Source organism: Parasalinivibrio latis (assembly GCF_036825535.1).
In the GTDB taxonomy this organism is placed as follows: domain Bacteria; phylum Pseudomonadota; class Gammaproteobacteria; order Enterobacterales; family Vibrionaceae; genus Parasalinivibrio; species Parasalinivibrio latis.
Genome location: NZ_CP098812.1, coordinates 1,736,124 through 1,753,956 on the forward strand (window position 1 = coordinate 1,736,124; position 17,833 = coordinate 1,753,956).

Genomic DNA, 17,833 nt, shown 5'->3' on the forward strand with positions numbered 1-17,833 from the left:
TCCCTTATCCTTTCACTGCACCGGCGGTAAGCCCACGGACAAATGCCCGTTGTACCGCCACATAGAGAAGGATCAAAGGGATCGCGATAATCACCAGAATGGCAAACAGCGCCCCAGGGTTTGCCATGTAAAACCCGGAATACTGCATGGGAATTATGGTGAGGGTTTTCATCTCACTTTCGGTCATGATGACCAGTGCAAGAAAGAACTCGTTCCATGTGGTAATAAATTGCCAGATAGCAACAAACACCAGCGCAGGACGGATAAGCGGCAGGGCGATATGCCAGTACACCTGGAACATACTGCACCCGTCGATGCGCCCGGCATCAAAGAGTTCCTGAGGTGAATCCTCCAAAAAACCTTTGAGGATAACGACGGCAAAGGGGACGCCAAGGGCGATATACGGCAGGATCAGCCCGGCATATTTGTTCACCCAGCCAAAGGTTTTCAACAAAATGGCAAGTGGCAGCACCAATGACGCAATAGGTACCATCAGGGTGGTAAGCAAAATGGCATAAAGCAGCAGGGAGCCGGGCAATTTCAGTACGCTGATGGCAAAGGCGAACAGCGAAGAGAGCGCGATCACTGCCAGCACAGTGATAACGGTAACAATCAGGCTGTTCAGGAAAAAAACATGCAGCGGGTTATCGGAAATCACAGTGATGAAATTGGCGAATGTCACTGGCCAAACAAAAAGCTGGGGGTCGAAAACCTGTGCCGGTGTCCTTACGGCCATGGTGAACATGTAAACTTCCGGGATCATCCAGACAAGCAGCACCACTAACAGCACCAAGTGGATGATGATGCGTTTGCGCTGCGCCGGATCGCCCACCGCGTGGAGAAAACCTGTGATCATGCGGATTCCCTCCCGCCGGTACCAAGCTGGCTGCCGAGGAACATGATTTGCAGCACCGAAAGCACAAAGGCAATGACCAGTACAATGACAGACAACGCCGCACCGATACCCAGATCACCCAGTACAAAGGATTGCTTGAAAATATAGGTGCCGAAAATCTCGCTGGCATGATTGGGGCCGCCGTTGGTCATCAGGAAAACCACCGGGAAGGTTTGCAACGTTCCGATAATGCCAAGCAAAAGCAGGGATTTGGTGACGTTGGAAAGCATCGGGATGATGACTGACACCGCCAGACGAAGCCCTTTAGCGCCGTCGACCCGGGCAGCCTCAAGGATTTCGCGCGGGAGGTTGGTTAACCCGGCGATGTACATCAGCATTGAAAAGCCGGTCCATTGCCAGATATTCACCACAATGAGTGCGTAAATCGCGCTATCTGGATCCCCGAGCGGGGAGGATTTCAGGGTAATGCCCAGCATCTTCAGGTATTCCTGGCCGATCCCGTAATAGGGCGCATAGATTTGCAGCCAGATAAGGCTGACGACCGACACAGACGTTACTACCGGCAGGAAGTACATAGTGCGAAAAAAGGTACGCCAGCTGTCAGTGTAAAACTCGATAAAGTAGGCGATGGTGCCGCCGATAAGCATCTGAACCGGAATGGTTATCGCAGCCCAGAGAAACATGTTTTTCATCACTGTCCAGAACACCGGGTCAGTGATGACTTCGATATAATTATCCAGTCCGGAGTAGTGGGTATTTTGCAGGGATGTACCGGAGAACAAGCTTTTCACTGCTACCCAGGCGATGGGGTAGGCAATAAACGCCATAAAAACCAGGGTTGCTGGAAGCAGGAAAAGGTAGCTGCTGATTGTCTGCATCCACACCGGGCGAGCTGCTGGCCTTTGCCCAAACGGCTTGTGTAACCCGGCTTCCTGCAATGTTGACTTCATGGCGTCTCCTTCCCAATAGCTTCCCAAAATTTGTCACTTCAAGGCAGAGGTGGGCGCCCTGCGGCACCCACAAAGTAGATTTTTATTTAGAGAGCGCCTCATCAGAGGTTTTCTGCATTTTCTTCGCGCCGTCCTCCGGTGTCATGCTGCCTGCGGCGACGCCCGCAAGGACGTTCTCCAGTGCGTCAGAAATAACCGGGTCAGCAAAACGCTGGTTTTCCGCGACGGCAAGATCCTTCATAAACCGCGCAGACATCTCTTTCACATGGTCTGTGACATCGCCCTGAGGACCATGCCCCTCAAATGCCGGAAGATCATTGAGATCGTTCAGCGCTTGTTGTAGCGCAACGCCGTTCACCAGTGAGGCGAGGAACTTCCATGCCGCCGGGTTGTTTTCGCCATTTCTTGTCAGGCCATAGCCGATATCGATGCCACCTACCGGTGGTGAAGTGCGCTCGGAATCAGGCATCGGTGGCAGGTGGAAAAAGTCGAAGCCGTCCATGTTCTGGACATATTCAGAAAGTGGTGGCGGGAACTTGCTCTCCTGCATCCACCAGGAACCGAGCGCCATCATGCCAACCCGGCCCTGGGCAAACAGTTGTGCGCCAGTTGGGTAAGCGTGGGCACCCAGAGCGCCGGTCTGGAATACCCCGTCATCAAAGAGCTTCTTCCAGGAAGCCAGCGCTTTGACCAGCGCCGGGTCTGTCCATTTCGCCTGGCCGTATTGGGCTTTTTCAGCCAGTCCCGGTGCATACTGGTTAGCGAGCATCAGGAAGACATTGATATTTTGCCAGCCGTCCGCTGCGCCCTGGAACATGGGGATAAGGCCGTTGTCAGACAGCTTTTTGGCCGCTGCAACAAGCTGGTCGTAATTTGTTGGTACCGTAATACCGAGGTTTTCAAACTGCTTGCGGTTGTACCAGATTGCCAGTACCTGTGACTCCTGGGGCAGGATATAGAAACCGTCGTCACCGGCGGGGTTGCCCATTCGCATTTGCTTTACGTTGATGGGGAAGACTGACTTGATCCAGTCCTGGCCCCATTCGCTGGCTGCAAGTTTGTTCAGCGGTACCAGGTTATCGCGGTAACGTTGGGTGAACGCACCGGGCTGTAAGCCGATCACATCCGGCAACCCGCCTGAAACTGCCGCCGCTTTCAGGGCAGTGAGGTACTCCGGGGAGTAATTGTAGTAGGTGTACTTTACGTCGATGTCCGGGTTTTCTTTTTCAAAGGCCGCGATGGATTTCTCCATCGTGCTTTGAATAAACCAGGACCAGACAGTAACTGTTTCCTTTGCTGACGCTGTGTGAGTTAAGCCTGCCAGGGCGAGAGCGCTGACAGCTATCTTCCATCCCGTTTTCATTTTGCTGAACTCCATGTTGTAGGGTGACGTCTTTTGTGTTCGAAAATTGGCGGAATCCTAAGCCGCAACCAATGACGACAACCGGTTGACTAAAGGTGTACCCGCCAGGCCAAAGGCTTCCATCAAAGCGTCCGGGTGACCGGATTCGCCAAACCTGTCTGAAATGCCCACGCGGTGGAGGAGGTGCGGTTGCCGGTGCTCGTCAAGCAGGTAACCGACGGCATCCGCCAGTCCACCGTGTATGGAATGTTCTTCCACCACTGCCACTGGTGCTGACCATTGTGACAATGCGTCCGCCAGTGATGCGCCGAGCGGCTTTATCCGGGTGACTGCAATGACCTGGGCGCTGAGGCCGACCTGTTCAAGCACTTCTGCAGCCGCCAGTACTTTGGCTGTTAACGTACCGGTGGTGATAACGGTCAGGTCGCTGCCGTCGCGCATTATCCGGAATGCCGGGGTTTCGGCTTGCGGGCGTTGCTCCGGTGCCAACAGTGTGGGTGAAGGGAAACGGGAAAGGCGGACATATGTCGGGCCGTCGTGGGCAAGAATATCTTCCGTTACCCATGCCAGATCGTTGGCATCAATGGGGGAATAAACCTGGATATTGGGAATGGCCCGCATGATGGCAATGTCTTCCACTGCCTGTTGTGTGGCACCGTCCTCACCGAGGTTAATACCGCCGTGAAAGCCGAAGAATTTGACGTTGAGTTTTGGGTAGGCGACCGAAATCGCGATCTGGTCACAGGCTCGCCGGGTAAGAAACGCGGCGAAAGTGTTCACGAAGGGAATTTTGTTCATGGTCGCAAGACCGGCTGCGATCCCTACCATGTTCTGTTCGGCAATCCCGATGTTCATGTGGCGCTCCGGCCAATTGTCTGCAAAGGATGAGGTCTTAGTGGACTTGGAAAGGTCGGCATCCAGCATCATGACATCAGGACGGTGTTCGCCAATTGAAAGGGCGATCCGGGCATACGCATCCCGCAAGGAAATCGGGCTTTGGTAGTCGAATGTAACAGTCTGGCTCATGACATCACCTCCTCACAGGCTTTCTGGTACTCTTCATCGCTTAATGAATGGCTGTGCCACTCAACCCGGTCTGCCATAAAGGACACCCCCGCTCCTTTAGTGGTATGGGCGACAATACAGCGTGGCTGTTCGCCGGGTTCGTCTGAAGTGGCCCACTCAATGGCCGCCATCACTTCCTCCATAGACTGGCCATCTATCTCTTTAACCGCCCAGCCGAAGGCCTTGAGTTTGGGGGAGTAGGGGGTGATGTCCTGGATTTCCTCTACGCGGCCATCATTCTGGATACCGTTGGCGTCGATGATGGCAACCAGTTGGCGGGAATGGCTGCTGCCGGCGTAGGCAATTGCTTCCCATATCTGCCCTGAATTCAATTCCCCGTCACCGAGCACGACAAAGGCGAAATGATCAGTGCCGGTTTCTGCCAGTACGCTAGCTTGCCCGATACCGACAGAAAGCCCCTGCCCAAGAGAGCCGGTAGACATTTCTATTTCCCGCAGGCGGGAACGGTCCGGGTGGCCCTGTAACCGGCTGCCCAGTTGGCGCAGCGTTTTCAGTTCCGGCTCGGGTATCAGGTCGCAAAGAGCCAGTACGGCATAAAGGGCAGGCACTGCATGCCCTTTGGAGAGAATGACGTGGTCGCGGTTGATACGGGAAATCCAGTTTTCATCCGGCTTAATCCTTCCCATGTAAAGTGCGGTCAGGATTTCAATACAGGAAAGACTGCCACCCGGGTGGCCTGATCCGGCGGCGTAGATCTGGTCAAAAACGTATTTTCTTGCCAGCTTGGCGGCAGCCAGCAGCGGAACGACGGCAGTGCTTTCACTCATGATCTGACCCTCTTGGTTTCGTTCAATAGTTTGCCCCGGTCAAGTGCCCGGTTTACCTGGTCAGATTTGCTCAGCATCTCCGGGGAAGCACTGACCAGGCATTGGTAAATCACTTCGTTGAACATGATTTGCATGAAACGGTTCATTGCTGCATCCATGCCATACATGCCGGTACCGGGTGGCGTTAATACGGTGATATCTGCCATCTGGTCAAGCTCAGAATTGGCTTTGGCGGTAATAACCAGAAGCCGGGCATCCCGTTCCTTGATAGTCTGGGCGACGCCAATCATTTCCCGTGTCATGCCTGAATAGGAGATAACGATACCGAGGTCTTTCGGTGTCATCAGGGAGGCGTGGACCAACTGGGTATGGCAGTCGAGCTCAAAGCTGACGGGCATGCCGACGCGAAGCAGACGCTGGTAAAGATCCAGGGCCGCGATAGAGGACTGCCCGGCACCAAAAGCCATAAGCCGTCGCGCCTGGCGTATTTCGGTGAGGGCATCTGTCAGGACATTTGACTGTGCAAGCATGTCGGAAAACCGGAGTGCCCGGACGGAGGAGTTCTGGAATATCTTTTCAGCAATATCGAAAGGGGAATCCCCTGGTGAGATATCCGGGCCGCTGTCTGGTGCCGCGTCGACCTGGGCTTTCATGGCTTTGCTGGCTTTGAGCATTTCTGCCCGTAACTCTTTTTGCCCGGCGCAGCCAAACCGGTTGGCGAGCCTCCCAATGGTGGCGCGGCTGGCATTGGCATGTTCACAGATTTTTTCGGTACTCATGGTGGCGAGTTGGAATTCGGACAATGACAACAGGTATTCCACCAAACGTCTTTCGGCGGGATTCAGTGCCGCCTGGGACATTTCGCTGATGAGATTTTCCTTATCCGTTGATAAGTCCGTTGTTCTGTTCATCCGTAAACGCCTTCTCCAACATCTTTCCGTGATGCAATTTGTTTCAAATATCCGGGTATCACCTGATATTTGAGTTATGGCAAATCATTCACTGAGACGGTTGTGTCAAAGAAAAGAAATGGATGAATTGGGGGGAAACCCAGGGGTGGAAAAAATTCAGCCCGCATGATCCGGGCTGAGATTTTGAATAAGTTATTAGGTCAAAAATGTTTAGGCGGGCCTGTTAATTTTGTACAGACACTGGCGCGCAAGAGGGTGACCTTCTTCAATGGCCGGGTGATCAAACTCTTCCCCGGTATCGTGCATTCCCAGCCTGTTCATTACTCGGCGTGAAGGTTGGTTATCCAGCGATGTAAAGGCATAGATAGCCTGCTCTTCCAATTCATTGAATGCGTAATCGAGGCTTGCCTGTCCGGCTTCGGTGGCGTATCCAAAACCCCAGAATGGCTGGGCAAGGCGCCAACCCACTTCTACAAAGGGTGCACCCGGTATCCCGGTACGAATAAGTCGCAAGCCGGTAAAACCAATAGTCTGTCCGGTGGATTTCAGCTCAAGTGCCCAGAAACCATAACCTTCTTCAGCAATCAAATCGTAAAGTCTCTGGTAAAGAGCCAGTGCCCCTTTTTCGTCAAGTACGGAGGGAAAAAATCGCATGACTTCAGGGTCGGCAGACATCTCTATCAGGGGCTGCTGATCGCGCAGTTCCCACTGCCTGAGGATTAAACGTTCTGTTTCAAGCTGAGCCATAGGAATCCTTTTCTTTCAAATTGTTATAAGCATCCTGCCAGATGGAAACCATCTGGTCACCAAAAAGATAGAAGTAAATTTCCAGATTGTTGAATCCAGGTTCGCTGCAAACCGACAGTGCAATATCGGCGGCTTCATTATGGGGATAGCCATAAACACCGCACGAAATGGCCGGAAATGCGACTGTTTTGCAGCCATTTTCTTTGGCCAGGAGCAGCGAGCGGCGATAGGCCGATTCCAGTACAGCGCGCGGGTCTTCGAACTGTGTATAAATCGGCCCAACAGTATGGACTACAAAGCGGCACGGTAAGTTCCCCGCAGTTGTGATACGCGCGTCACCAAACGGACACCGTATGCCGTTAACGGCTTCAACTTCCATACAGGCTTGACGCAGTGCCGGGCCGGCGGCTCGGTGGATAGCACCGTCTACGCCGCCACCCCCCAGCATTTGCGGATTGGCCGCATTCACGATGGCGTCAACATTGGCCTTGGTCAGGTCCCCTTCAAGAATATGGATGTTGTTCATGAAAACTCCGAAGTTTGCTCTGGTAATTACAGTATCTGCAATGTCCCGGGAAGACAGCTATGTATTTGTAGGAATTTGGCAAAAGCGATTTGCCAGATTGGCTTCGGGGGGCACTCATGCTTTTGGGGAACTAATATAATTTATGAATATAAACTCATAAAAGTGAGAGAGTTTCTATAAACACGGTCGTTTCAGTAAACACACAGCCAGTAAGGGAAATTTGCACCTCGGTTACTGCAAGGTTTGGGATGTGGGTTGCCTGAAGTGCTCGTTTGACGCTTTATGTATTGATAGTCTTATCTAATATCCGGACGTGCAACTTTCGGATCAAATGTGACTTTATAATTAGGGATAGTGAAATGTGTCGATGGCTTGCTTACCGGGGAAAGGGAATATATCTGGATGAATTGTTGTACAAGCCTGAGCGTTCACTGGTTCACCAAAGCCTTGAGGCCGCGAAAGCGGTAACAGCTGTAAACGCCGATGGGTTTGGCCTCTGTTGGTATGACAACCGGGACTTTCCGGGAACTTACCATGAAGTCCTGCCTGCATGGAGCGACCAGAATCTTCGGTCGCTGGCTCACCATATCAACTCGCACTGTTTTATGGCGCATGTGCGTGCTTCTACCGGCGCCAATACGTCCCGTACCAATTGCCATCCGTTTGTTTACCGAGACTGGGCGTTTATGCACAACGGGCAGATCGGCGAATTTGAACAGGTCAGGTACAGGCTGGAACGATCACTGCCGGAAAACCTGTTCCTTGAAAAGAAAGGGCAGACGGACAGTGAACTGATTTTCTTGTTAATGCTTAAAAACGGGCTGACTGAAAACCCCTATGATGCAATGAACCAGACGGTGAGGGAAATAGAACTCGCCATGCAGGAGAGGGGAGTGAAAGAGCCCTTCAAAGCGTCAATGTGTATCAGCGATGGGGAATGCTTCTGGGGGATGAGGTACAGCTCCCATGCCTGTCCGCCACCATCACTTTATTACTGCGAGTTGGATGATGGAATCGTGTTGTCTTCAGAACCACTGCAAGAAGATCACTCTTGTTGGAAACCGGTTCCTCCGCAGTCGTTTATCAAGGTCTATGGCAAAAAGCACGTTGAATTGGCAAAGCTGAAATAATTTAATTTATTGATAATATGAAGAAAATATCTGTTTGGAAGCTTTTCTTTACAGATTTTTCTTTATTATGAGTCTCCGCTCATAGGGGCAAAAGTCGTCACCTCACTGCAAGGCATCTAGCCTGAATAGTAGTGCAGCAGTTTACGAGGTGAGCCATGATTTCGCACGATTACCTTATGCAGCTTAACCACATCAGCCCTGAAGCGGTACACCAGCTTGAGCCCTCTTTCGGGTGTCTCCCTACCACCCCCTACGCAGATGGCGAGTACCGTCTCAGACGTTATTCAGTTATCCGGATGGATGGTGATGAAATCCGGCATATGCCGCACCACACATTTGTCCAGTCTGAAGACATTAACCACCACCAGGGTGGCGTTGTAAGGGATTTTGAGGAAATTGAGGAAGATGTCCTGCTTTCTGAAGGTATGGCGGAGATGTGCCGTGTCTTTAAGGAGCAAAATGGGATTGATGATGACCAGGACATAGAAATCCACCAGATGCGGATCATCACCTTGGATGAAGTAACCCCGGTGTCCCCGGAAGGAATTCACCAGGACGGCTTCGACCACATCGCTATTATCGCCATCGAGAGGGACAATATCCAAGGCGGTGAGATCATGGTTTACCGGGACAAAACTGAACAACCCTTCTTTTCAATGCCAATGGACAAAGGCGATATGGCGTTGATTGATGATCACGCTCTCTGGCACAACGCCAACCCGATTCGCCCTCTGGATCCATGTCGGCAGGGACATCTTGATGTCTTTGTATTGACGACCCGAACCCGATAACAATCGGACTGAATCTATGATCATTCTGACTGGTTGAAATCATTCATTTTGCGCTTTGGACTGAGTGATTTCGCCAGTTTCATCCCCGGCTAATGTGACCCGGATGTTACCCGCCTGCCGTAATATTTCCTTTGTTACGTCCCCAAAGCAGATTGCGTGTCTGTATCGGGGATAAATGTTGGGGAAATCCTGACATTAGAAATCATGAAAGCGTGATATTCTTCACGGTTTCATAATTCCTATAAGTAAGAGCGTTCAATTAATGCGCAAGAATTTCATTGCTCTGTTTGGAGCAGTGGCCAGTTTTTCTGTTAATGCTCACGCAGAGATTTCGACAGCAGACACCACGGCAACAGATACCCCTGAATACAGTGAAAGCCAGACGGTTTACCCCGAGCAAAACTGGGGTTTGGCGGGCGTGTTTCGTACTTCCACGATGCCGTACCGTACCTCGATCCTGGGTGTGAATTCTGACGAATCAGATACCGTGACCAGTTTTATCCCGATGATGTTCTATGAGGGAGAGAATGTCTTTATTCGAGGAACTGAAGCCGGTGCTTACCTTTGGAAAGAAGACAAATGGGACACCAGCGTAATTGGCCGTCTCCACTATGTGGATATTCCAAAACAATTCCAGAATGCAGTAGGCGGGGACACCACTGACTTTGGCCTGCAGACCCGCTACCGTTTGGATAAAGATGTCACCGCAAACCTGGATCTGCTTTGGGATGAAGACGCCCGCTTCCATGCTGAAGTCGGTGTAACCAAGAATATCCATAGCGGTAACTGGTTTATCCAGCCTCAGCTGACTGCCCGAGTGAAGTCGTCAAGTTACAACAATTACTACTATTCCATTAACGGTATTGGCGATGACATCGGTGCAGGTGTAGATCTTAAAGCCGGGGTTAAAGGCCGTTATCACGTTGCATCCAACTTCTATCTGGTAGGCGGCGCTTACGCAACGCTGTTTGAGAAAGAGCTGCGTGATTCCCCAGCCATACAGGCTCCGGGCCAGTTGGAGTTGTATACCGGTATTGCATTCTTCAACAACCAGGATGAACCCCGCAAGACCAGTATTAAAAACCGGCCATACCTGCGTATTGCTCATGGTTGGGCGACACCTTCCAATATCGGGGATATCCTCGGTGGCAAGATTGAAGACGATAAGTACGACAACCAAATGACGTCCGTATTCTACGGTTACCCGCTGACCGATGAATTGTTTGGTTTGCCGATTGATGTGTACCTGACACCGGGTGTGGTCTGGCATTGGTCTTCAAAAGTGCAGTCTTCTACCCAGGAACTGGTTACTGCAATCAAGGCTTACTATAACTTTGACTGGCCTACCAAATGGCGTTTCGGCCTTGCTGAAGGTTTGTCGTTTGCCCGTAATATTACCTATATCGAACAAGCTGAAATGGACAAGAAGGGTTACCGCCCAAGTCATCTGCTCAATTACCTCGACTTCTCTGTCGATGTGAACGTGGGTGACCTGTTTAACCAGAGTGAGCTTGATAATGTGTGGTTGGGTTATTCAATTCACCACCGCTCGGCGATTTTCGAAACTGCGTCGCAGTTTGGCCGTATCAAAGGTGGCAGCAACTACAACACCTTCTACGTACAGTTCTCGTTCTAAACCCTGAGCTAAGATATTGTAATAAGGCCCATTACAGCGATGTAATGGGCCTTTTCCGTATCATATTGGGATGATTGGTTTCAGACCGCAATAGCTTTCAGGGATGCTTCGGCTTCTGCCAGGGATTTCTCCAGGTAATCCGGCCCCATTGCCAGCGCTTCGCTGTATACCACGCTGACATCAGTCATGCCGACAAAGCCCAACACGGTTTTCATAAAGCCGACGACGTGATCATTGGGGGTATCCTTGTGGATGCCACCACGCGTAGTGACCAACACCACCTTTTTGCCTGTCAGCAAACCTTCCGGGCCATTTTCGGTATAGCGGAAAGTCACACCGGCACGTGCGATAAGGTCAATCCATGCCTTCAGTTGTACCGGAACAGAGAAGTTATACATAGGGGCCGCAATCACAACCACATCACTCTGATCAACTTCGGCAATCAACTGGTCGGAAAGGGCATTCACCTCCTGCTGGCGGGGTGAGAGGTTTTCACCACCACGGAGACCCATAGCCAGTTCGCCATCGAGCATAGGAAGTGGGTTGGCTGCAACATCTCGTTCAATGATGCTGGTGGTACCTTGTAGCTGATTAACATAGTTATCAATCAATTTATTCGAAGAAGAATAATCGCCAAGGATGCTTGATTTAATGACCAGTACATTTGCCATGTGAATACTCTCTCTTTATAAAACCGGCAGTTGGAAGGAGTGGCTCTCCCCCTTATCAATATGGTTTCATCTTATGAAGAATTACTTTTTGGTGATAGCTGAAAAATCCGTATCAATTGTTCAGAAAAATTGAATAAAACCGGGCCGTTTTAAACTGACATCACCTGATACAGATTTCCCTTGCTTAGAAAAGCGAAAATATTGAATCAAAATGCAATCAATGTTTCCAAATATGAATTCATTGAATGCCCAAAAGTGATAAGTGCGCTGCAATTGTCCAACAAATATCACTGTAGTCTCCATGTGAAGCTGATCGAAAAGCACTGTTTTTCAGGGTGTTACGCACTCCTTTTGTGCCTGAAAAATGGATGATCAGCAGAAACAGGATGTTCGGCAGTTTTTTGGAGAGTTATTTCAATGAGCGATGTCGCACTCACTATCAGCATATTATCGCTGGTTGCAGTGCTTGGTTTATGGATTGGAAACTGGAAAATTTACGGTGTAGGTCTGGGAATCGGGGGAGTGTTGTTCGGTGGCATTGCCGTTGGACACTTTGCCGGGATGTATAACATCCAGCTTGAGTCTCATACCCTTCACTTTATACAGGAATTCGGCCTGATTCTTTTTGTTTACACCATTGGTATACAGGTCGGTCCGGGCTTTTTTTCTTCCCTCCGTAGTTCCGGGTTAAAGTTAAACGGCTTTGCCGCTTTGGTTGTTCTTATTGGTAGCCTTGTCGCTATCGCCATTAATAAAATTGCCGACGTGCCCCTTGAAGTGGTGCTGGGCATATTCTCCGGTGCGGTAACCAACACGCCATCCCTGGGTGCGGCACAGCAAATTCTGTCTGAACTCGGTGCCGGTGACGGATTACTGGATATGACCGGTATGGGTTATGCCGTCGCGTATCCGTTTGGTATCTGTGGCATCCTCATTACCATGTGGCTGGCTCGCCTGTTTTTCCGTATCAATATTGATAAGGAAGCAGAGGATTTTGACCGCCAGTCCGGTAAAGGCAAGTCAGATCTCCACACCATGAACGTGGCGGTGCGAAACACTAACCTGCATGGTCTGCCCCTTACCAAGATCCCGTCATTCAATGACGGCGGCGTGATTTGTTCCCGTCTGAAACGTGGCGAAGAGCTTCAGGTTCCAAATCCGGATACTGTGGTTCATGTCGATGACCTGCTGCACCTAGTCGGTGAAAAACTGGCTTTGGAAAAAGCGCGTTTGGTAATCGGTGAAGAGGTAGAGGCGTCACTGTCTACCCGAGGCACCGATTTGCGTGTTGAGCGTGTGGTGGTGACCAATGAGCAGGTGCTGGGCAAAAAGCTGAAACATCTCGATCTCAAGCAGCGCTACGATGTTGTGGTATCTCGCCTGAACCGTGCCGGTGTTGAACTGGTGCCTACCGGGGAATCCAACCTGCAGTTTGGTGACATCCTGAACCTTGTAGGCCGTCCGGATGCCATTGAGGCAGTTATTGCCATTGTCGGCAATGCCAAACAAAAACTGCTGCACGTACAGATGTTGCCGGTGTTTGTGGGTATTGGCCTGGGTGTGTTGGTGGGTTCCATCCCGTTTTACATTCCGGGTTTCCCGGCTGCGTTGAAACTGGGCCTTGCCGGCGGTCCGCTGGTGGTGGCGCTGATCCTTGCCCGTATCGGCAGTATCGGCCGTATGTACTGGTTTATGCCGCCAAGTGCCAACCTTGCGTTGCGGGAAATAGGCATTGTGCTGTTCCTTGCTGTGGTAGGGCTGAAATCGGGTGGTGGTTTCTTCGATATCCTTGTCGACGGAGACGGTCTGTCCTGGATGGGATACGGAGTATTGATTACCTCCATTCCTCTTCTGGTGGTGGCGGCACTGGGCCGGATTGTTGGAAAGCTGAACTACCTGACCATGTGTGGCTTGCTCGCCGGGTCGATGACAGATCCACCGGCGCTGGCATTTGCCAACAGCCTTCACAGCAGTGGAGCAGCAGCGCTTTCCTATGCGACGGTTTACCCGCTGGTGATGTGCCTTAGGATATTGACGCCGCAGATTTTGGCTGTCCTTTTGTGGGTAGCGGCATAGGACATCACTAAGTCATACAAAAGAGCCCGGACAACTGTCCGGGCTCTTTGCTATTCACTTTTGCAGTGACCTGTTTACGACACAGAACAGCATATCAGCCGCACTTGGAATCGCCGCAGTTCAGGCAGGTTTGGCAACCGTCTTTTACCACAACGGCCTTGGAATGGCACTTGTAGCAAAGGGTAGCGTGAGGAGGGAAGTTACCGGTGTCAGCGTCTTCCTCGACTTCTTCAACCTTAGCCTCTTCCACCTTCTTGCCAGCCAGTTCTGCACGTTTTGCTTCCAGAAATGCTTTCTGGTGCTCATCCATCTCAGGGTTGGCAATCATGCCGATTTCCATCAGATGCTGTTCGATAACGTTACCAATTTCAGCGATCAGGGAAGGTACGTATTTTCCCTTGTTCCAGTAACCGCCTTTTGGATCGAACACAGAGCGCAGTTCTTCCACCAGGAAAGTGATATCACCACCTTTACGGAATACTGCTGAGATGATGCGGGTGAGGGCAACAATCCACTGGTAGTGTTCCAGGCTCTTTGAATTAATGAATATCTCGAACGGACGGCGAACTTCGTGCTCGCTGCCCTGGTTCAGGATCACGTCATTAATGGTGATAAACAGCGAATGCTCAGAAACGTGCTCCGGTGTTTTCAGCTTGTATGTGGTTCCATACAGCATTTCCGGACGCGGCATTTCTTCATGCATGGTTTCCACAACAGGTGCCTGAGGTTCAGGCTGGGCTACCGGTTCGTCGTTTTTCTTTACTTTGTAAGCAACAATTTTGCTTTCGATTTTCTTAACCATGTTTAAACCTGTCTATATCACGCAATCTGCTGTTCAGAACTTACCGTAGTAGCCTTCTTTCAAGGCATCGTACAGGTTAGCTGCGGTGTGGATCTCGCCGTCGTATTCTACCTTATCGTTACCCTTGGCTTCGAAGGTTGAACCGTCTTCCAGGGTGAACACATAAGTGGTGTTGGCCAGATCTTCTTCTTTTACCAGTACGCCCTGGAACACTTCCGGGTTGAAGCGGAATGTGGTGCAGCCTTTCAGGCCTTTTTCATAGGCATACATGTAGATGTCTTTGAAATCTTCGAACGGGAAGTCAGTCGGTACGTTGGCTGTCTTCGAGATAGAAGAGTCAATCCAGCGCTGGGCAGCAGCCTGGACTTCAACGTGCTGCATTGGCTTGATGTCGTCTGCAGTGATGAAGTATTCCGGCAGCATTTCGTCCGCGTTGGTGGTGTAAGGCATTGCCTTTTCGTTCACCATCGCACGGTAAGCCAACAGTTCGAAGCTGAATACATCCACGCTTTCTTTCGACTTCTTACCTTCTTTGATCACGTTACGGCTGTAATGGTGGGCAAAGCTAGGCTCGATACCGTTACTGGCGTTATTGGCCAGTGACAGTGAGATAGTGCCGGTAGGTGCAATAGAACTGTGGTGAGTAAAGCGGCCGCCCACGGTTGCCAGTTCTTCTATCAGCGCAGGATCCACTTCGGCGACTTGCTGCATGTAGCGGCTGTAACGGGCGTGAAGTACTTTGCCTTTCACCATGTCACCTACCTTGATGCCGTCTTTTTCCATTTCCGGACGCAGACGCATCATTTTAGGGGTAACTTCAAATTCCTGCTCCAGAACCGGTGCAACACCTTTCTCTTTTGCCAGATTAACGGCTTCGCGCCAGCCTGTCAGTGCCAGTTCCTGGGAAACCTGCTCAGTGAAGGCGACAGACGCTGGGCTACCGTATTTCATCTTCAGCATGGTCATGGTTGAACCCAGACCCAGGAAGCCCATGCCGTGGCGACGCTTGTTCATGATCTCAGCGCGTTGCTTTTCAAGAGGAAGCTGGTTGATTTCAACCACGTTGTCCAGCATACGGGTAAACACTGCAACAACCTTGCGGTAGGCTTCCCAGTCGAACACGGCGTTTTCAGTGAACGGGTCACGCACAAACTTGGTCAGGTTGATTGAACCAAGCAGACAAGCTCCGTAAGGAGGCAGAGGCTGCTCACCACAAGGGTTCGTTGCCCGGATCTCTTCGCAGAACCAGTTGTTGTTCATCTGGTTGACTTTGTCGATCAGAATGAAGCCCGGTTCAGCGTAATCGTATGTGGACGACATAATCACGTTCCACAGGTTACGCGCTGGCAACGTGCGGTAAATCTTACAGGCAACACGGCCTTCAGCGTCCTCAACCAGACCTTCTTTGGTTGGCCAGTCAGCCCAGATAATGCTCTCGTCGTTGTTCACGTCCAGACCGTCAAGCCTGGCTTCTTTAGCCGTTACCGGGAACACCAGTTGCCAGTCGGCATCAGCTTTTACCGCTTCAATGAATTCTTCGGTGATCAGCAGTGACAGGTTGAACTGACGCAGGCGGCCGTCTTCACGCTTGGCGCGAATAAAGTCCACGATATCCGGGTGACGGATGTCCATGGTACCCATTTGAGCACCGCGGCGGCCACCGGCAGAAGAGACGGTGAAACACATCTTGTCGTAGATATCCATGAACGACAGCGGGCCGGATGTGTAAGCACCGGCTCCCGATACAAAGGCACCGCGAGGGCGCAGGGTAGTGAAGTCGTAACCGATACCACAGCCTGCTTTCAGGGTCAGGCCTGCTTCATGAACCTTACCCAGGATGTCATCCATAGAATCCTGAATGGTGCCACTTACCGTACAGTTAATTGTTGACGTAGCTGGCTTATGTTCAAAAGCGCCGGCGTTTGAGGTGATACGTCCGGCAGGGATTGCGCCATTACGCAATGCCCAAAGGAATTCGTTGTACCACTTTGTGCGGACATTTTTGTTTTCCAGATCGGCCAGGGCGCGGGCAACACGCTTAAAGGTGTCATCCAACTCTTTGTCGATGGCATCGCCGTTTTTCGCTTTGAGACGGTATTTGCTGTCCCAGATTTCAAGCGATGTTGGCTGGTACGGTACAGTGACCGCATCGGGGGCTTTACTTTCGTTTGCTGACTTTTGTTTTGAGGATTGCATATTAGCCATTGGAATGCACCTTAGGATCACACGAAGGTCTGTGAGATTGCAGGAGGGCGGATCAAACCACTAACTGCGTTGATCTTCAAGTCTTGACATAAGGTTAGGAAAGACTAAGGGAATAGCGAGTGGTGAATTATTAACCTTCTGTAATTGCGAGATAAATCAAGAAATAACCAGTTGTGTTAAAAAGTAATCAGTCGCACAATTTCCCCGAAATTTTGCTTGCGAACAGGGATGCCCTGAATATAATGACCCTGCCTTCCGGTAATACCCCAAAGGCGCGTTGGCAGAGTGGCTATGCAGCGGATTGCAAATCCGTGGACCTCGGTTCGACTCCGGGACGCGCCTCCATTTCTCTTCCTTGTCATTATTCTGTTTTACAAAACTGGTACAACAGGTTCTACACTGTTACAGGTTGCTTTTTATAATCAACTGTTAATAATGTGTTACGCGAATGCGAGGCACACCAGACAAATTTCTCTCGTGTATATTCTCCCCGCTGTTCGAAGTAACCAAAAAAAGGAATGCAAGTATATGAATTTATTCATGCTTGATGTGGATGGGACTCTCGTTGACAGCTACGATTTCGATTCTGACTGCTACCGATCTGCTGTTGAAGAGGTAACCGGTGTCCTGCTTGATGGGTCCTGGTGCAACTACACCAATGTGACTGATGCCGGAATTTTAGAACAAATTATTGAAGAAAAAGGCCTGATAAAAGAGCGAATGACAATTTTGCGTCAGGTCGAGCAGCTCTTCACCCAACGTTTACGTGAAGAAATTGCCCGCAACCCGGAGGGGGTGAAAGCAACTCCCGGTGCGATTGAGTTTGTCAATCATATGAAAAGCCACCCGGATGTGGTGTTGGCGATAGCGACCGGTGGCTGGGAAATGTCGGCAAAAGTGAAATTGCGCGCTGCCGGCTTCGATATTCACGGAGTGACGTTTGCGTCGTGCTCAGACGCGCTGACCCGATCAGAAATTATGGCGCTCGCTGCTTTCCGCGCAAAGCAGGACAGCGGGTGTACTTTCGATCGCCGGATTTATTTTGGCGACGGTGAGTGGGACAAGATGGCGACCCAGACCCTTGGTTATGAGTTTGTCGCGGTAGGGAATAGGGTGGCACACCATACTCGAATTCAGAACTTTACCAGTCATGATGCTATTTTCGGGAAGCTTGGCCTGTACGACAGCGTAAAGCGTCAAACGGCGTAGTGAAGTAGTCATTCCAATTTTGGGGTGTTGACTACGTCGATAGCCAAATACAAAAAGACCCGGCCGATGAGGCCGGGTCTTTTTTGGTCCGTATTATCGCTCAGTGA

General features: G+C 50.8%; 16 protein-coding genes and 1 tRNA gene. 6 read left to right on the plus strand and 11 right to left on the minus strand.

Annotated elements, in window-relative coordinates; translation table 11 throughout:
* Nucleotides 1-4: 4 nt before the first annotated feature.
* The 8 genes from NF212_RS08295 to NF212_RS08330 all read right to left on the minus strand — a co-directional run bounded on the left by NF212_RS08295 (nt 5) and on the right by NF212_RS08330 (nt 7,206).
* Entirely contained in the window at nt 5-856 is an 852-nt protein-coding gene (locus tag NF212_RS08295) for a carbohydrate ABC transporter permease (RefSeq protein WP_434360554.1), read from the minus strand.
* Nucleotides 853-1,806 (minus strand): carbohydrate ABC transporter permease, encoded by a 954-nt coding sequence (locus NF212_RS08300; protein ID WP_434360556.1) that lies wholly within the window; start codon nt 1,804-1,806, stop codon nt 853-855. Before NF212_RS08300 ends, NF212_RS08295 begins: the two co-directional genes overlap by 4 nt.
* Nucleotides 1,807-1,888: 82 nt before the next feature.
* Nucleotides 1,889-3,169, minus strand: a complete 1,281-nt coding sequence (locus NF212_RS08305) for an ABC transporter substrate-binding protein (protein ID WP_434360558.1) — start codon at nt 3,167-3,169, stop codon at nt 1,889-1,891.
* Between the two features lie 57 nt (nt 3,170-3,226).
* Nucleotides 3,227-4,195: a transketolase family protein gene (locus tag NF212_RS08310; protein ID WP_434360560.1), complete on the minus strand. Its 969-nt coding sequence runs from the start codon at nt 4,193-4,195 to the stop codon at nt 3,227-3,229.
* Nucleotides 4,192-5,022, minus strand: a complete 831-nt coding sequence (locus NF212_RS08315; protein WP_434360562.1) for a transketolase — start codon at nt 5,020-5,022, stop codon at nt 4,192-4,194. Before NF212_RS08315 ends, NF212_RS08310 begins: the two co-directional genes overlap by 4 nt.
* Nucleotides 5,019-5,933 carry a MurR/RpiR family transcriptional regulator gene (locus tag NF212_RS08320; protein ID WP_434360564.1) on the minus strand — a complete coding sequence of 305 codons (915 nt, stop codon included), beginning with the start codon at nt 5,931-5,933 and terminating at the stop codon, nt 5,019-5,021. Before NF212_RS08320 ends, NF212_RS08315 begins: the two co-directional genes overlap by 4 nt.
* 210 nt (nt 5,934-6,143) lie before the next feature.
* Nucleotides 6,144-6,680 carry a GNAT family N-acetyltransferase gene (locus NF212_RS08325; protein WP_434360566.1) on the minus strand — a complete coding sequence of 179 codons (537 nt, stop codon included), beginning with the start codon at nt 6,678-6,680 and terminating at the stop codon, nt 6,144-6,146.
* Nucleotides 6,667-7,206 (minus strand): O-acetyl-ADP-ribose deacetylase, encoded by a 540-nt coding sequence (locus tag NF212_RS08330; protein WP_434360568.1) that lies wholly within the window; start codon nt 7,204-7,206, stop codon nt 6,667-6,669. Before NF212_RS08330 ends, NF212_RS08325 begins: the two co-directional genes overlap by 14 nt.
* Before the next feature lie 359 nt (nt 7,207-7,565).
* Between NF212_RS08330 and NF212_RS08335 the strand changes: the two genes are divergently transcribed.
* The 3 genes from NF212_RS08335 (at nt 7,566) to NF212_RS08345 (ending at nt 10,763) form a co-directional block, all read left to right on the plus strand.
* A complete protein-coding gene (locus NF212_RS08335; RefSeq protein ID WP_434360570.1) occupies nt 7,566-8,336 on the plus strand; it encodes a class II glutamine amidotransferase in 771 nt (256 codons plus the stop codon).
* A gap of 155 nt (nt 8,337-8,491) precedes the next feature.
* Nucleotides 8,492-9,127: a 2OG-Fe dioxygenase family protein gene (locus NF212_RS08340; RefSeq protein ID WP_434360572.1), complete on the plus strand. Its 636-nt coding sequence runs from the start codon at nt 8,492-8,494 to the stop codon at nt 9,125-9,127.
* Between the two features lie 262 nt (nt 9,128-9,389).
* Nucleotides 9,390-10,763, plus strand: coding sequence for a MipA/OmpV family protein (locus NF212_RS08345; RefSeq protein WP_434360574.1), 1,374 nt, complete (start codon nt 9,390-9,392; stop codon nt 10,761-10,763).
* 80 nt (nt 10,764-10,843) lie between these two features.
* Here NF212_RS08345 and NF212_RS08350 read toward each other — a convergent pair whose 3' ends face one another.
* The gene (locus NF212_RS08350) at nt 10,844-11,434 is read right to left on the minus strand and encodes an FMN-dependent NADH-azoreductase (protein ID WP_434360576.1); all 591 of its coding nucleotides are present in this window, start codon (nt 11,432-11,434) and stop codon (nt 10,844-10,846) included.
* 417 nt (nt 11,435-11,851) lie between these two features.
* On the opposite strand from NF212_RS08350, the gene NF212_RS08355 reads away from it, so the two are divergent.
* Complete coding sequence (locus NF212_RS08355; RefSeq protein ID WP_434360578.1) at nt 11,852-13,510, plus strand: putative transporter; 1,659 nt, start codon at nt 11,852-11,854, stop codon at nt 13,508-13,510.
* A 94-nt stretch (nt 13,511-13,604) separates the two neighbouring features.
* Here NF212_RS08355 and NF212_RS08360 read toward each other — a convergent pair whose 3' ends face one another.
* A complete protein-coding gene (locus NF212_RS08360) occupies nt 13,605-14,312 on the minus strand; it encodes an NrdJb (RefSeq protein WP_434360580.1) in 708 nt (235 codons plus the stop codon).
* A gap of 33 nt (nt 14,313-14,345) precedes the next feature.
* Complete coding sequence (locus tag NF212_RS08365) at nt 14,346-16,517, minus strand: adenosylcobalamin-dependent ribonucleoside-diphosphate reductase (RefSeq protein WP_434360582.1); 2,172 nt, start codon at nt 16,515-16,517, stop codon at nt 14,346-14,348.
* A 271-nt stretch (nt 16,518-16,788) separates the two neighbouring features.
* Between NF212_RS08365 and NF212_RS08370 the strand changes: the two genes are divergently transcribed.
* Nucleotides 16,789-16,862 (plus strand) — tRNA-Cys (locus NF212_RS08370).
* Between the two features lie 183 nt (nt 16,863-17,045).
* The gene (locus NF212_RS08375) at nt 17,046-17,726 is read left to right on the plus strand and encodes an HAD family hydrolase (RefSeq protein ID WP_434360584.1); all 681 of its coding nucleotides are present in this window, start codon (nt 17,046-17,048) and stop codon (nt 17,724-17,726) included.
* Nucleotides 17,727-17,833 lie beyond the last annotated feature (107 nt).